Source organism: Devosia sp. (assembly GCF_041917035.1).
GTDB lineage: Bacteria > Pseudomonadota > Alphaproteobacteria > Rhizobiales > Devosiaceae > Devosia_A.
This window is the reverse complement of sequence record NZ_JAYRYM010000078.1, coordinates 1-15,398: the sequence shown is the minus strand read 5'-3', so window position 1 is coordinate 15,398 and position 15,398 is coordinate 1. Positions and strand designations below refer to the sequence as shown.

Sequence of the window (15,398 nt, the reverse complement as noted above, 5' to 3'; positions counted from 1 at the left end):
GGGCAAGGCGGAGTTTCACAGCAACCTCGCGGCCGTGCTGGTGCTGGAGGGGGATTTCGTCGGAGCCGAGGTCAGCGCGCACCGGGCGATCGAGATCGACCCCGGCCGTGCCGACGCGCTCGCCAATCTCGGCACCGCGCAGCGCCGTCAAGGCCGGCCGGAGGATGCCGTCGCCAGCTACCGGCGGGCCGCAGCGCTGCGGCCCGATATTGCGTCCTACCGCAACAACCTCGGCGATCTGCTGCTGCAGCTCGGCCGCGTCGAGCAGGCGATTCCCGAACTGCGGGCCGTCGTGGCTGCCGCCCCCGACAATCTCAAGGCCCGCAGCGACCTGATCATGACGCTCTGCTACTCGGATGCGGTCGGCGCCGCCGAACTCCTCGACGAGGCGAGGCGTTTCGGCGAGGTGGCCAGCCGCCGGGCAATGGCGCAGCGAATCGGTGCCGCGCAGCCCCGCGAGGAAGGGGCGCCGTTCCGGATCGGTTTCGTCTCGGGGGACCTCAGGCACCATGCGGTTGCGCAGTTCATCGAGGGCGTGCTCGACGGGCTGCTGCGTTTCGGGCACGAGCTGCACGCCTATGTGACGCGCGATGCCGCCGACGAGGTGACGGCACGCCTGCTGCCACGCTTCGCCGGCTGGCACCCGATCTTCGGCCTCGGCAACCTCGAGGCGGCGCGACAGATCGCCTCGGACGGCATCCACATCCTGTTCGATCTCTCCGGTCACACCGGCGGCAACCGGCTGCCGCTGTTCGCCTATCGGCCGGCACCGGTGGCCGCCAGCTGGATTGGTTATTCCGGCACCACCGGGCTCCCCGAGATGGACTATCTGCTCGCCGACCGCCACGTGCTGCCGGTCGGTGACGAGGGCTTCTACAGCGAGCGGCCCGTGCGGTTGCCGCACAGCTATCTGCTGTTCAATCCGCCGTCCCGGGCCCCGCAGGTGCCGCCCCTGCCGGCGCTGGCCAACGGCTTCGTCACTTTCGGCAGCTTCAACAACCTGAGCAAGCTGAGCGGCAGCACCATCGCCGCCTGGGCCCGGCTGCTGCAGGCCGTGCCCGACAGCCGCCTCGTTCTCAAGTCACCGACACTGTCGTCGGCGGACGCCCGCCGCCTCGTCGACAGCCGGTTCGCCGCGCACGGCATCGATCCGCTGCGCATCGATGTGCTCGGTCGGATCGCCAGCGTGCAGCAGCACCTCGCCGCCTACGCCGCCATCGACATCGCCCTCGATCCCTTTCCCTATGCCGGCACCACCACCACCTGCGAAGCCCTCTGGATGGGGCGGCCGGTGTTGAGTCTGAAAGGCACACGCTTCACCGCCCGCGTCGGCGACAGTCTGCTGTCCACCGCCGGGCTGGCCGACTGGGTGGCCGCCGACCTCGAGGGCTACGTGGCTGCCGGCGTCGCCCGGGCCTCGGACGTGTCCGGCCTCGATCGGCTGTCGCGTCGGCTGCGCGAGCAGGTCCGCGCCTCGCCGCTCTGCGCCACGGATCGGTTTGCGGCCGACCTCGATGCCGCCTTGCGCCGGATGTGGGACCAACGGCGCCCGGGGTGACCGTCGGCTCCGGCAGCTCCGGGCCTCTCCGTCCGGGGGCCCGGTGGCGTCAGGGCCTCCGGCCACAAAATCTTCAGGTTCGTGCGGCATCAGGCGGGGGTCCTGAATCATCTTGCGGCGTTGTTCCCATGTCCCTTCGATCGGTATCGGCCGTCTCGCGGCTCGCTCTCGCTTTGCTCCTCGTGCTCGTGGCGGCCCTGCCGGTCGCTGCACAGGTGACGATCTTTTCGCCGTTCAACGTGGCCGAGGCGATGGACCAGGGCGTCAAGAAGAGCGCCGGCGTCCCCTATGCCGACGGCGAGCGCAAGAAGCTCGACGTCTACCGTCCGCTGAAGGGCGGGGGACCGGCGCCGGTGGTGATGTTCATTTATGGCGGTTCCTGGCGGGCCGGCGACAGGTTCGAGTACGAGTTCGTCGGTCGAGCCCTCGCCGCGGCGGGCTTCGTGGTGGTGGTTCCCGACTACCGGCTGTGGCCGGAGGTCAGGTACCCGGAGTTCCTCGAAGACAATGCCCAGGCGATGAAGTGGGTCGAGGACAACATCAAGGGCTATGGCGGCGATCCGCGGCGCTTCTTTCTGGCGGGCCATTCCGCCGGTGCCTACAACGCCGTTATGCTGGGCCTCGATCGGTCGTTTCAGCGCGAATACGGCGTGACCATGCCGGTGCGCGGCATTGCGGGCATCTCGGGGCCCTACAATTTCTACCCGTTCGAGTACGATCAGGTGCGAGACACGTTCGGCCCGGCCCCCAATCCCGAGGGAACCCAGCCGATCAACCTCGTTACCCCGGATGCGCCACCGATCTTTCTGGCCAGCGGCACGGCCGATCCCATCGTTAGGGTGGAGAATTCGCGCGCGCTCGCCGACAAGCTCCGCGCCAGCAATGTCTGGGTGACGGAGAAGTACTACGAGGGCTTCGGGCACCTCGAGCCGGTGCTGGCGCTGGGCGCCATGCTGCGGTTTCGCATGCCGGTCCTGCAGGACATGGTGGATTTCTTCCAGACCTTCGGCGCCTTTCCCTCGGGGACGCCGCGGCCGGTCTTCACGCCCGATCCGCCGGAGGACCGGATGACGGCGCTGATCCGGCAGATGGACGAGGTGCTGGCGCCGATCGGCGGCCGCCGCAACGAATAGCCTCAGATGTTGACGCTGTGCAGCCGGGCGGACAGCGCCTCGCCGAAGTGCGCCATGCTGTCGGCGACGATGCGTCCGACCGCATAGGCGGCGATGGCATAGAGCCTCTGCGCCGGCTCGGTCCTGAGGAACGCGATGTAGCGGCCCAGATCCGTGTCACTGAGGTCGCGATAGGCGTAGGCCATCATGGCGCGCTGCGTGCGCGCCACATCGGCGAGCAGGCCGGGCATCATGGCGTCCACCTGCGCGTCGATGGCCGGCCACGGCACTTCGATCTCGCCTTGCTGCTGCGATACGGCCATGGCGACCAGCAGGGCCCGCACCGACTGGCCGACCATCGCCACCGAGATCTCGGCGCCGACCAGTTGCACCAGGTCGTCGAGCTGGGTGGATCGGACCGCACCGGCCTTGGCCGAAAGCGCCGTCCCGGCGGCCAGCGCGGTCAGCTGGGCCTCGGGAGGCAGCCGGGCGATGTCGCGCTCGAGCCCGGTCATGCGCCGGCCGAACTCGGAGCGGAAGAACGCCGCAAGGGCCTGCTGCTCCTCCTGAGAGAAGCGCCCGTCGAGGGCGCGGGCCAGTCTGTCGCCCAGGGCGTCCGCGTCGAACACGCTGAGCGCGGTTGTCTCCCAGTGCTCGAGAAACAGTTCGTCGCGCGAAACCTCCTCGCTGCGTGCCGAGGCGGCAATGCCGGCGCCGAACTGGGTGAAGACCTCGTCGAGCGCGGTGGCGCGCATCAGCTCTTCGGTTGAGAAGCTTTCGGAGCGCGCCGAGGGCGCAGCCATCAGCAGGCCGATCAGTGCCAAGATGACGACAAAGAGGCGCTGCACGTCGTGTCCCCCGCCACCCCGCGGCACCCAGACTAGCCCAGCGATGGCCGATCCGCCAGCAAGGGTGCTACACTGTGCACACTCGGGCCACGGCGCCCGAGCCACGCCGGGAGAGAACGCATGGACTATTCACGCCTCGGCCGCACGGGCCTCGAAGTCAGCCGGCTGTGCCTCGGCTGCATGTCGTTCGGCGACCCCGGTGCCGGCAACCACGAATGGACGCTCGATGAAGCAGCCAGCCGTCCCATCCTGCGGGCCGCCTGGGAAGCAGGGATCAACTTCTTCGATACGGCCAATGTCTACTCGGCCGGCACCAGCGAGATGATCGTGGGCAAGGTGCTCGGGGAACTGGCGCCGCGCGAGCAGCTGGTGATTGCGACCAAGGTGCACGGCGAAATGCGCAAGGGGCCGAACGGCCGCGGCCTCAGCCGCAAGGCCATCCTCGAGGAGATCGATGCCTCGCTGCGTCGCCTCGGCACCGACTATGTCGATGTCTACCAGATCCACCGGTTCGATCCGGTGACGCCGATCGAGGAGACACTGGAGGCCCTCAACGACGTCGTGCGCTCCGGCAAGGCCCGCTATATCGGCGCCTCGTCGATGTATGCGTGGCAATTCATGAAGATGCTTTCGGTGTCGCGGGCCAATGGCTGGGCGCGGTTCGTCTCGATGCAGAACCACCTCAACCTGATCTACCGCGAGGAAGAGCGCGAGATGCTGCCCTTGTGTGCCGACGAGGGGATCGGGGTGATCCCCTGGTCGCCGCTGGCGCGCGGCCGGCTGGCCCGGCCGTGGGGTGAGACGACCGCCCGTACCGGCACCGACATCTTCGGCCGGACCCTCTACAGCCGGGCGGAGAACGCTGGTCGCCGGGTCAACGAGGCCGTCGCGGCCATTGCCGCCGAACGCGGGGTGAAGATGGCGCAGGTGGCGCTCGCCTGGGTCCTGCAGAAGCGGCCGGTCACCGCGCCGATCGTCGGGGTGACCCGGCTCGCTCAGCTCGAGGATGCGCTCGGAGCACTGGCGCTCCGGCTCAGCGACGACGAGGTGGCCCGTCTCGAAGCGCCCTACGAACCCACTGCCGTGGCCGGCTTCGGCTGATCTCAAGCCATTGTTGTTCCCTTCCTATCCGCGCTAAGCTGGCCTGGCTCGGGCGAGAGGGAGAGACGACGTGGGACGCACCAGAAGCTCCAATACCCGGTCCATGCTGATCGCCGCGCTGCTGCTGCTGGCGCCGGCCGGCCCATCCTCCGCCGAGGAGGACGCCAGGGAAGCCTGCGTCGCGGCCGCGGCCACGCGTTTCGAACCCGGGCAATCCGCTCTCGCCCGCAACTACTACGACTACGACGCCGCCGAAGTCATCGCGGCCTGCGAGCCGGCCCTCGCGGCGGCCCCGGACGATCCGCAGCTGCAGGCCTGGCTGGGGCGAGCCTATTATCGGCAGGATCGCGTCGCCGAGGCGAGGCCGCTGCTCGAATCTGCGGCCGCGGCCGGTTACCTCGTGGCCACCACATCGCTCGGGCAGATGCTGCTGAACACGGAAACGTCGTCCGAAGCCGAGCGCGATCGGGGTCTCGCCCTCTATGCGGAGGCGGCCGGGAAGGGCTTTGCCCCGGCCCAGGTCCGCTACGGGCTGACGCTCAATCGAAGTGCCGTCACGCCGGCCGATTTCGACGCGGCGCGCTCCTGGATCGAGAAGTCCGCCGAACAGGGGTTCTCCGACGGTCAGGTCGAACTCGGCACGCTCTACTATCACGGCACCGGCGTCGAGGTCGATTTCGCCAGGGCCTACCGCTACTACTGGCTGGCCGCCGAACAGGGCGCCGCCGCCGGACAATATGGCCTCGGCCTGCTGTACTGGAACGGCGATGGCGTGCCGGCCGATCGGTCGCGGGCCCTCGACTACTACCGGCTCGCCGCGGATCAGGGATATGCGCAGGCGCAGGCGGAACTGGGTGCCGCCTACCTGAACGGGGACGGCGTCGAGGTCGACTATGCGCAGGCGCTGGCGCTGTTCGAGGCCGCGGGCGCCCAGGGCGATGTCTTCGCCCTCAGCAATCTCGGCTACATGGCCGAGAACGGCGTGGGGATGGCGCAGGACTACGAGAAGGCGGCGAACGCCTACCGGCAGGCGGCGGAGGGCGGTGACGCCTATTCACAGGCCGGCCTCGCCTATCTGTACGAGGCCGGCACCGGCGTGCCGCAGGACTATGTCGAGGCGGCCCGGCTCTACCGGCTGGCGGCCGACCAGGGGCATGCCTATGCGCAGGCCGGCCTCGGGTATCTCTACGAATCGGGCCTCGGGGTGCCGCAGGACTATGTCGAGGCCGCCCGGCTCTATCAGCTCGCGGCCGACCAGGGCAGCGACTACGCCCAGAACAATCTGGGCTACCTCTATGAGATGGGGCTGGGCGTCGATCGTGACCCGGCGCGAGCGGCGGAGCTCTACCTCGCATCCGCCGGATCGGGCAATGTCGATGCAGCCGGCGCGCTGGGCAATCTCTATCTCGAAGGGATCGGCGTCGCCCGCGACCCGGCCGAAGCCCTCCGCTACGCGCTGATCGGGGCAGATGCCGGCCTTGCCGATTCGCAGAATCGCGTCGGCTACATCTACGCCGAAGGCATCGGGGTCGAGCGGGACAGCGCCATGGCGCTCGAGTGGTTCGAGAAGGCCGCTGCCCAGGGTCACGAGCTGGCCATCGCGAACGTGGCCGAACTCACGGCCGAGAAAGCCTGCGCGGATGCCGCCGCTTCGCAGTTCGAGCTCCAGTTCGGCGCCGTGGGCCGCGACATCGGCGCCATCGACCCGGCATTGGCGATTCCGGCCTGCGAGGATGCGGTTTCGAAGGATCCGGGGTCGGACGAGAACAAGGCCTGGCTGGCGCGCGCGCTGCTCGCGGCCGGGCGCCTCGAAGAGGCCCTGCCGCTGCTCGAAACCGCCGCCGCCGGCGACAACCTGCTGGCCCGGCAGCTGCTCGGGGATGCGCTGCTCGGCGATTTCGGCGCGGCGGCCGATCTGCCGCGTGCTGTCGAGGTGCTGCAGCCGGCAGCGGATGCGGGTTTCGCGCTGGCGCAGCTCAGCCTCGGCTCGGCCTATGATCGGGGTCTCGGCGTCGTCGAGGACGACGAGGCAGCGGCCGACTGGTATCGCCGGGCCGCCGAACAGGGCGTGGCCCGGGCCCAGGCCAATCTGGGCTACCTGTACCACGGCGGCAACGGCGTACCGCTCGACTATGCCGAGGCGATGCGCTGGTACAGCCTCGCGGCGGCGCAGGACGACATCGTGGGCATCTATGGCATCGGCCAGCTCTACGAGTTCGGGCAGGGCGTCGAGCAGGACTATGCCCGGGCCGCCGAGCAGTTCCAGATCGGCGCCGATCGCGGCGACGCCTGGTCGCTGAACGACCTGGGCTACCTCTACGACGTCGGCTACGGGGTGGCCCGGGACGCTTCGCTCGCCGCCCACTACTATCAGCTGGCCGTCGACCAGGGTTACGCCCTGGCGCAGGCCAACCTGGCCCAGCTCTATCAGTCCGGGCGGGGCGTGCCGCAGGATCATGTCCGATCCTTCGAGCTCTACCGCCTGGCCCATGAGCAGGGGGAGGTCTCGGGCACTGTCGGCCTCGCCAATGCCTACCTCTACGGCGAGGGCGTCGCCGCCGACTACGAGATGGCGCGCGACTACGCCCAGCAGGCTGCGGATGCCGGCAGTGCCTATGGTCAGACGACGCTGGGCTACATCTATGCCGAGGGCTTCGGGACGGTCGCGCGCGACCTCGGCCTCGCCCTCGACTATTTCGAGCGCGCCGCGGCCCAGGGCGATCAGTACGGTATCGATCGCGCCGCCGAACTCCGTGCCGAACAGGCCTGCGCCCTCGCTGCCGCATCGTTCTTCGAGCCCGGGTTCGAGGCGAACGGGGTGACCGACCTCAGCCAGATCGATGCTGCCTCGGCCGTGCCGGCCTGCCAGCAGGCGGTGGACCTCGATGATGCCTCGCCCGAGAACAAGACCTGGCTGGCGCGGGCCCTGGTGGCGGACGGACGCTCCGGGGAGGCTCTGGCCTACCTCGAAAGCGCGACCGCGGCGGACTGGACGCCGGGCATGACGCTGCTGGCCGATCTGCTGCAGGTCGGTCGCGGGGTGGCCGCCGATCCGGCGCGCGCCTTGGCGCTGTTCCGCCAGGCGAGCGGCCGCAGCTATGCGCCGGCCGAGTACGGCCTCGCGCTCGGCTACCGCTATGGCTACGGTGTTCCGATCGACCTCGACAAGGCCCGGCAGTGGTTCCAGCGCGCCGCCGACCTCGGCATGGGCAGTGCCAATGACGAGCTGCTGGCCCTCGATGAGCTGGTGCGCATTCCGCAGCTCGGACCGCAGCGGGCCGGACCCCGGGTCTGATCGTTACGCTTCGATCACCACCGAGGCGGCCGAGCGGCGGGCCGGACCGTGGAACACCGTCTCGATGTTGTTGCCGTCCGGGTCGAGGACGAAGGCACCGTAGTAGCCGGGGTGATAGTGCCGCTCACCGGGTGCGCCATTGTCGGTGCCTCCCGCGGCGAGCGCCGCCGTGTAGAAGCGCTGAACCGTCTCTATGTCGGGAGACTGGAAGGCCATGTGCACATGGCTGATCGCCTGTCCCGGACCCGGCCGGCTGATGAACAGCTCATCGACCTGGAAGAAGTGCTCGGTCAGCCAGCCGGGCGGGTGCCCGATTGCCTCGAGGATGGCGGAGTAGAAGGCGGCGGACCGCTTCACGTCCGCCACGTTCAGATGGACATGGTCGATCAGGCGACCGCGATGGAACTGCATGAATCTTCCTCCGTTCCGCCAATTGGAACAAAAGAGGAACCGAAGTCAATACTCCGCCCGCCTATTCCGCCTTGTCGGCGCTGTCCGAGTTGAGCTGGCCGTACTTCTCGACGCCGATCGCGTTGAGCAGCTGCAGCTGGCTCTCGAGGAAGTCGATGTGGCCCTCCTCGTCGGCGAGCAGCGCCTCGAACAGATTCTTCGAGACATAGTCGCCCAGCGATTCGCACAGCTCGCGCGAGGCCTTGTAGGCCTTACGGGCGTCGTATTCGCCGGCGAGGTCGCACTCCAGCACTTCCTTGATGGTCTGGCCGATGCGCAGCGGTGCGACGCGCTGCAGGTTCGGATGGCCTTCGAGGAAGATGATGCGTTCGATCAGCCGGTCGGCGTGGTGCATCTCCTCGATCGACTCGGCCCGCTCCTTGGCGGCCAGCCTAGTGTAGCCCCAGTCGCTCAGGATGCGGAAATGCACCCAGTACTGGTTGACCGCGCCGAGCTCAAGAAACAGCGCCTCGTTGAGCCGCTCGATGACCTGTGCTTCGCCTTTCACTCCGACCTCCTCCGCCTGGTTTGCGCCGCATGGCCGCCAACTTCTGCAGCGCCGGACGCGCCTCGGGTGGATTGGCGGCCACCTGCGAATGAAAATCCTCGGTGACCTTGAGGATGATGTCTACCACATTCGGCACGCAGCCGGCGCACCTGCAGCGCTTGTCCAGTTCACGATAGACCATGGCCGGCACGATGATCCGCCAGGGATCGTCGCGCAGCAGGTCGACGACGATCTGCCGGATCTCCCGGTCGGTGATCACGTTGCACTGGCAGACGAGCATGGCGCAGGATAGGAGTTGGGTTCGGCGGCATAGAGCCCTCCAGAAACCTGAATGTCAATGTCAGATATTGTCGCCGCCCGGCACATTGCCTCCGCTCTGCCGACAGACGGCCCGGGTCCGGGCCCGTGCTGAGCGCTGACGGGTCGGACCCGGTGCGACGGCCGCTTTCGCTGGCGGAGTGGCTGCTGGTGCTCGTCGCCGGCTACCTTGTCGTGCTCAAGCTCGCCTTCTCGCTGGCCGCCTTTCCGATCGCCGACGAGGCCTATTACTGGATGTGGGGGCAGCATCCGGCCTGGTCGTATTTCGATCACCCTCCGCTGCAGGGCTGGCTGCAGGGCCTCACGCATCTGGTGTTCGGCCGCAGCCTCTTCGCGCTGCGACTGCCTGCCGTCCTCGCCTTCGCCGGCACCGTGTGGATCTATCTCGATCTCGCCCGCCGCTTCGCGGGGGAGGCGTGGCGGCCGGTGTTTCTCAAGGGACTGGTGGTCTACCTCGCCGCCCCGATGTTCGGCCTGTTCGGATCGGTGGTGTTCAACGACTACCTGATGGTGTTCCTCGTGCTGGCCTCGGGGGCCCTGTTCTTTCGCTTCTTCGCCGATGTCGAGGGCGGGGGGACGGGGCGGCGGCTCCACCTGTACGGCGCCGCCGCGCTGCTCGGGCTGGCCGCGCTCGCCAAGTACAATGGCGCCCTGCTCGGTCCGGCCGTCGTCGCGACGGTGCTGCTGCGGCCGCGCCTGCGACGGCTGCTCCGTCGGCCGGATCTCTATCTGGCGGCGGCCCTGGCGCTGGCGATCCAGACGCCGGTCCTGCTCTACGCGCTGCAGACCGATTTCGCCTCTTTCCGGTTCCACCTCGCGGACCGCTTCCAGGGCCACTTCACCGGCCTGATCCCGCGCGAGATGCTGTCGGCGGCGATCGGAACACTGGTGACGCTGTCACCCTTCCTTGTCCCGGCGCTGCTGCGCTTTTTCCTCGGCTGGCGGCTGCCGCCGTTCGAACGGCCGGCGAGGGCCGTGGCGGTGCTCGTCTTTGCGCTGTCGAGCCTGCCGCTGCTCTATATCGCCAATTACTCGACCATCCTGCCCTGGTGGAACATCGCGGCCTTCGTGCTGGCCCTGCCGTTTCTGGGGCGGCACATCGATCGGGTCACGCTGTCTCTCCACGCCCTCTACGGCATGGTGTTCGCGACCCTCTTCGTGGTCAACTTCACCCTCGTGCCGGTCCACTCGCTGCTGGGCGTGCGGCCATTCTACGAGACCGACCACGCCTTCGGCTGGGATGGGCTCGCTGCCGCCGTGTCCGAGGCCCGCGAGCGCCACGGGGCGCAGTTCCTTGCCACCAACCGCTACCAGACGGCCAGCCAGCTGGCCTTCGCGCTCGATGATCCCCAGGTCGTCGCGCTGTCGTCGCGTCGCGATGCGTTCGACGACTGGTTCGATCCGAAAACCCGCCTCGGGCAGGACGCCATCCTGCTGATCGATGGCAGCGAGGACATGCAGACGTTTCGGCGGCACTTCGCGCGGATCACCGAAATCGGCACGTTCACTGCGGCGCCGTTCGGTCATCCGATGCTGACCTACACACTGTACCTGGGCGATGGCTTCCGCCCGCTCTAGTGCCTCCGCGCAGTTTGCGCCGCGCGCGGGGCGTGCCATAAGGCCTCGTTCGGGGGGTGCGGCATGGATGAAGCGGTGAAGGCGCGCTGGCGACCACTCGCGCCGCTGGTGGCGCTCAAGGCACTGGTGTTCGGCTTCATCCTCGTCCGGCTCGTGGCCATCGGCTCGACCAACATCTTCCAGGACGAGGCCTATTACTGGATGTGGGGCCAGCACCCGGCGCTGTCCTACTACGACCATCCGCCGCTCAATGCCTGGCTGCTCGGCCTGAGCGGATCCGTGCTGGGCTGGAGCAAGCTGGCGCTGCGCGTGCCCGTGGTGCTCGCCTTCGTGGCCGACCTGGCGCTCCTGGCGCTGATCTCGCGACGCATCGCGCCGGACCGGCCGGGGCACCTGTGGGTGACCCTGCTGCTGTTTCTGGTGACCCCGGTCCTGTTCGTGGTCACCGGCTGGGCGCTGCCCGACTATCTGCTGGTGACCCTGCTGCTGGGCGCCATCTACTTCCTCCTGGGCTTCCTCGTGGAATGGCCGACGGCACCGCGCTGGCGCTACCTCTATCTGGGGGCCGCCTGTCTCGGCCTCGCCGGGCTGGCCAAGTACAATGCGGCGCTGCTCGGCGTCGGGCTGGCGCTCTACATCGTCCTCGTGCCCCGCATGCGGCCCCTGCTGCTGCGGCCGCAACTCTACCTTGCGGCCGCCATCGCCATCGCCCTGCAGGCGCCGGTGATGCTGTGGAACCTCACCGAGGGGTTCGCCTCCTACGGTTTCATCCTCGGCGATCGTCATGCCGTCGAGGTGCGGGGGCTGGAGGGTGTCAGGGGCTGGCTGCTGGTGTCGCTCGCTGCCGTCGGCCCGTTCCTCGTGCCGCCCCTGCTGGGCTTCGCCCTGCGCCGCGGGCGAACGACCGGCGTCGGGCTGGCACAGATCACCTTCTGGCTGTCGAGCCTCGCCATGGCGAGCCTCTCGTACTTCACCGCGGTGCTGTTTCACTGGAATCTGGTGGCCTATGTGGTGGCGCTGCCGTTTGTCGTGCTGCACATGCGATGGCGCTGGCTGACCTGGCTGCACCTCGCCTACGGGACGGCGTTGCTGGCCGTCGTCGTGGTCAACTTCTCCATGGCGCCGCTCGGCGATCCGGTGGCGATGGACGACGAGGCAACGTCGTGGGCCTATGGGTGGAACGAGACGGCCGAGGCGGTGCGGGCGGCGCAGCGCGAGCACGGCGCCGGCTTCGTCGCCACGACCGACTACACCAGCGCCTCGCTGCTCGGTTTCGCGCTGCGCAGCACGGACGTGACCAGCCTCGATCCGCGGCGCGACCAGTACGACTACTGGTTCGACGCGGCCGCCCATGCCGGCGAGGACGCCATCATCTACACCGACACCTGGCGCCGGCTGGACGACGAGGTCCGGGCCAGGTTTGCCGAGATCGTGCTGCTGTCCGACGAAGCCGTGCTCCACCTGGGCAGGCCGGTCAACCGCCGCCAGCTCTATCTGGCGAAGGGCTACATTCCTCCGGCCGAGTAGCCTTGCGGGTCGCGGGCCTTCGGCTATTGTGGCAGCACCCGCTGGAGAACGAGGTGGCGCAAATGATCAGCCGGACGCTACGGAGCATGCTCCTCCTCACCGTCCTCTCCTCGCCTGCCGTCGCCGGCGAGGCTTACGATGCCTGCGCGGCCGCGGCGGCCAGCCAGTACGAATGGGGCTACGAGACGATCGGGCGCGATCGCTGGCAGATCGATGCCTCGGCGGTGGACATCTGCGAGGCCGCGCGCGCGGAGGATCCGGACTCCCCCGCGCTCAAGGCCTGGCTGGGCCGGGCCTATGACGCGCTGGGGGACAGTACGAGCGCCGTGCCGCTGCTCGAAGCGGCCGCGGCGGAGGGCAATCCGGTGGCGCTCACCCTGTTCGGCGACATGCTGATCGTCGGCGAGGTGGTGGCCCAGGACATGGTTCGCGGGGCGGGGATGCTGCAGCAGGCTGCGGACATGGGCTTTGCGCCGGCAATGGACAGCCTTGCGCTGTCCTTCGACTATGCCGAGGGGGTCGAGCGCGACTGGGACCTGGCCAGCCGCTGGTATCGCGCCGCGGCCACTGCCGGTGTGCCGCGGGCCCAGACCAACCTGGCGCTGATGTATCTGGACGGGCTCGGGCTCGATGCCGATCCCGTGGCGGCCGCCGCCTGGTTCCAGCGCGCCGCGCGGAACGGCGACGCCCGCGGGCAATATCACCTGGGTCGGCTCTACGAGAACGGCACGGTGACCGGCGAACCCGACTACGGAGCGGCGGCGGAGCAGTACCGGCTTGCCACCGAGCAGGGCTATGCGCTTGCCGCCAACGCCCTCGGGTATCTCAAGCAGCACGGCTACGGCACGTCGCTCGACCCAGCCGCCGCCGCCGAACTGTACGGTAAGGCGGCCGATGACGGCATCGCGGCGGCGCAGCTCAATCTGGCGCTGCTTTATGAGGACGGCATCGGCGTCGAGCAGGACTTCGCGGCGGCCCGTCGGCTGTATCGGCAGGCGGCCGACAACGGCCTCTCCGATGCCGCCGCCAACCTGGGCCTGATGTATCTGCATGGCGATGGCGGCGCCGTCGACCTCGAGAAGGCGCTGCACTTCACCGAGCGGGCCGCCGATGACGGCAATCCGATCGGCTTCACCAACCTGGGTTACCTCTACGAGCACGGGCACGGCGTGGCGGTCGATACGGAGCGGGCGCTCGAACTCTACCGCCGGGCCGCAGATCTGGGCTACGCCCCCGGTGCCGACAGCCATGCGGCGCTCCTCGCCGCCCTCGCCGCGGCACGGGATACGCCTGCGGACGGCGGGCTCAAGGTCTATCCGCCGAGCAAGCTCGACAACTGAGGCGCCCGCGCCCCTAGCCTCAGGCCTGTTCCTTTTCGCGACGGCTGGCGAGCACCGCCACCGAGGCGGCGACGCGGTGCGCCGACGAGAAGAACTCGCGGTGGACGAGAAAGCCGACCGTCACGAGGCTGGCGGCGATGGCCAGCCACTCGCTGGCAAACCAGGCCACCGTGGCGACCGAGAAGTAGTAGCCTCGGATGCCGTTGTTGAAGTTGCGCGCCGCCAGCGCATTGAGCTGCGCGATCGCGTCGATCTCGGCTTCCGTGGTGTGTCCGGAGTGGTCGATGGCGCCGATCATGATGCAGAAGTGATTGAACTGGCGGAGTGCCAGGGTAAAGGCGAAGAAGCTCAGCACGAACACGGCCAGCATGGCGAACAGGTGGATCTGTACGTCCGCCACCGTGTAGCCGGGACGAAGCCCGACCGTCGACAGCGTTTCCATCAGCGCGCCGAGATTGCCGAAGGCGGTGAAGATGGCCAGCACCAGCAGGACCGAGGTCGAGGCCAGGAAACTCACCGAGCCCATCAGGTTGCCCGAGAGGATGGCGTCGAGCGGGCTCTCGCGCTTGACCGCGTTGGCCACCCAGCGGCGGCGCTGCATCGACATGATCACTGACAGCGATGGCCGGCGCCGCTCGAGCAGCGGCACCCCATAATTGTAGACGAACCAGCAGAGCAGCGGAAACAAGGTCGCAAACAGCGTCATCGGCAACCTCCGGAGGATCGATCTCCGGTATAGCCCGAATCGGCCGGAAAGCGACTCGCTGCGCCGTCGCCGCTCAGAGGGTGCGCGGATACTGCATGAAGATCTGCTGGATGCCGTCGAGCACTTCGCGTGACAGCGTCACGTCCGCGGCGGCGATGTTGACGGAGAGCTGGTCCATGCTGGTGGCTCCGATGATCACCGAGGTCATGAACGGCTTGGTGAGGCAGAAGGCGATGGCCATCTGGTTGACATCGAGGCCGTGGCTGGCCGCGAGCGCCAGGTAGGCCCGGATCGCCGGTTCGGTGTACTGGTTGTTGCGGTAGGCAGAGCCCGCTACCGCGCCGCGCGTGCCCGGCGGCAGCACGCCGCCGAGGTACTTGCCGGAGATCGCTCCGGCGGCCAGCGGCGAATAGGCCAGCAGGCCCACATCCTCGTGAAAGGCCAGTTCGGCAAGGTCCATGTCGTAGTAGCGGCGCAGGAAGTTGTACTCGTTCTGGATGGTCTGCACCCGCGGCAGGCCGCGCTGCTCGGCCAGCTTGAGGTATTGCATGGTCCCCCAGGCCGTCTCGTTGGAGAGGCCGAAGTAGCGGATCTTGCCCTCCTTGACGAGGTCGCCCATCACCTCGTGCACCTCGACGAGGTTGGGCAGCACTTCGTCGCGCTTCTGCTGGGTGTAGGGATTGTAGTCCCACGAGCCTTCGAAGTGGTAGTGTCCGCGCCGCGGCCAGTGGATCTGATAGAGGTCGATATAGTCGGTCCGCAACCGGCGCAGGCTGCCCTCGATGGCCTCACGCACGCTCGGCGCATCGATGCCGCGACCGCCGCGCACCCACGGACGGCCACCGCCGGCGACCTTGGAGGCCAGCACGATCTGGTCGCGCTTGCCGCTTCGGCTGAACCAGTTGCCGATGATCTCCTCGGTCCTGCCATAGGTCGAGGCATCCGGCGGCACGGCGTACATCTCGGCGGTGTCGAAGAAGTTGATCCCCCGGTCCACCGCATAGTCCATCTGGGCATGGCCTTCGGCCTCGGTGTTCTGCTTGCCCCAGGTCATGGT

The 15,398-nt window shown here is 68.3% G+C and carries 13 protein-coding genes; 7 read left to right on the top strand and 6 right to left on the bottom strand.

Annotation, left to right across the window (positions count from 1 at the left end):
* Positions 1 to 1,558 (top strand): tetratricopeptide repeat protein (locus ACE3TU_RS10190; protein ID WP_374623589.1); only part of this gene is annotated, 1,558 nt, incomplete at its 5' end.
* 128 nt (positions 1,559 to 1,686) lie between these two features.
* Positions 1,687 to 2,691 (top strand): alpha/beta hydrolase, encoded by a 1,005-nt coding sequence (locus ACE3TU_RS10185; RefSeq protein WP_374623587.1) that lies wholly within the window; start codon positions 1,687 to 1,689, stop codon positions 2,689 to 2,691.
* Positions 2,692 to 2,693: 2 nt separating this feature from the next.
* Here the strand turns inward: ACE3TU_RS10185 and ACE3TU_RS10180 are convergent, their stop codons facing one another.
* Positions 2,694 to 3,518, bottom strand: coding sequence for a DUF2059 domain-containing protein (locus ACE3TU_RS10180; protein ID WP_374623584.1), 825 nt, complete (start codon positions 3,516 to 3,518; stop codon positions 2,694 to 2,696).
* A 120-nt stretch (positions 3,519 to 3,638) separates the two neighbouring features.
* On the opposite strand from ACE3TU_RS10180, the gene ACE3TU_RS10175 reads away from it, so the two are divergent.
* Positions 3,639 to 4,619, top strand: a complete 981-nt coding sequence (locus ACE3TU_RS10175) for an aldo/keto reductase (protein WP_374623581.1) — start codon at positions 3,639 to 3,641, stop codon at positions 4,617 to 4,619.
* Between the two features lie 70 nt (positions 4,620 to 4,689).
* Positions 4,690 to 7,914, top strand: coding sequence for a tetratricopeptide repeat protein (locus tag ACE3TU_RS10170; RefSeq protein WP_374623578.1), 3,225 nt, complete (start codon positions 4,690 to 4,692; stop codon positions 7,912 to 7,914).
* 3 nt (positions 7,915 to 7,917) lie between these two features.
* On the opposite strand, the gene ACE3TU_RS10165 is transcribed toward ACE3TU_RS10170, so the two are convergent.
* The 3 genes from ACE3TU_RS10165 to ACE3TU_RS10155 all read right to left on the bottom strand — a co-directional run bounded on the left by ACE3TU_RS10165 (position 7,918) and on the right by ACE3TU_RS10155 (position 9,131).
* Positions 7,918 to 8,325 (bottom strand): VOC family protein, encoded by a 408-nt coding sequence (locus ACE3TU_RS10165; protein ID WP_374623575.1) that lies wholly within the window; start codon positions 8,323 to 8,325, stop codon positions 7,918 to 7,920.
* Positions 8,326 to 8,386: 61 nt separating this feature from the next.
* Positions 8,387 to 8,872 (bottom strand): bacterioferritin, encoded by a 486-nt coding sequence (gene bfr, locus ACE3TU_RS10160; protein ID WP_374623572.1) that lies wholly within the window; start codon positions 8,870 to 8,872, stop codon positions 8,387 to 8,389.
* Positions 8,820 to 9,131: a (2Fe-2S)-binding protein gene (locus ACE3TU_RS10155; RefSeq protein ID WP_374623570.1), complete on the bottom strand. Its 312-nt coding sequence runs from the start codon at positions 9,129 to 9,131 to the stop codon at positions 8,820 to 8,822. Before ACE3TU_RS10155 ends, bfr begins: the two co-directional genes overlap by 53 nt.
* A gap of 173 nt (positions 9,132 to 9,304) precedes the next feature.
* Here ACE3TU_RS10155 and ACE3TU_RS10150 point away from each other — a divergent pair, with 173 nt between their 5' ends.
* From ACE3TU_RS10150 to ACE3TU_RS10140, 3 genes are all read left to right on the top strand, one after another.
* Positions 9,305 to 10,768: an ArnT family glycosyltransferase gene (locus tag ACE3TU_RS10150; protein WP_374623567.1), complete on the top strand. Its 1,464-nt coding sequence runs from the start codon at positions 9,305 to 9,307 to the stop codon at positions 10,766 to 10,768.
* A 63-nt stretch (positions 10,769 to 10,831) separates the two neighbouring features.
* Positions 10,832 to 12,295 carry an ArnT family glycosyltransferase gene (locus ACE3TU_RS10145; protein ID WP_374623564.1) on the top strand — a complete coding sequence of 488 codons (1,464 nt, stop codon included), beginning with the start codon at positions 10,832 to 10,834 and terminating at the stop codon, positions 12,293 to 12,295.
* Between the two features lie 86 nt (positions 12,296 to 12,381).
* Entirely contained in the window at positions 12,382 to 13,635 is a 1,254-nt protein-coding gene (locus ACE3TU_RS10140; protein WP_374623561.1) for a tetratricopeptide repeat protein, read from the top strand.
* Between the two features lie 19 nt (positions 13,636 to 13,654).
* Here the strand turns inward: ACE3TU_RS10140 and ACE3TU_RS10135 are convergent, their stop codons facing one another.
* On the bottom strand, positions 13,655 to 14,341 hold the full coding sequence (locus tag ACE3TU_RS10135; RefSeq protein WP_374623558.1) for a DUF599 domain-containing protein: 687 nt from the start codon (positions 14,339 to 14,341) through the stop codon (positions 13,655 to 13,657).
* Between the two features lie 73 nt (positions 14,342 to 14,414).
* Positions 14,415 to 15,398, bottom strand: a 984-nt coding sequence (locus ACE3TU_RS10130) for an aldo/keto reductase (RefSeq protein WP_374623556.1), incomplete at its 5' end; no start/stop codon positions are given.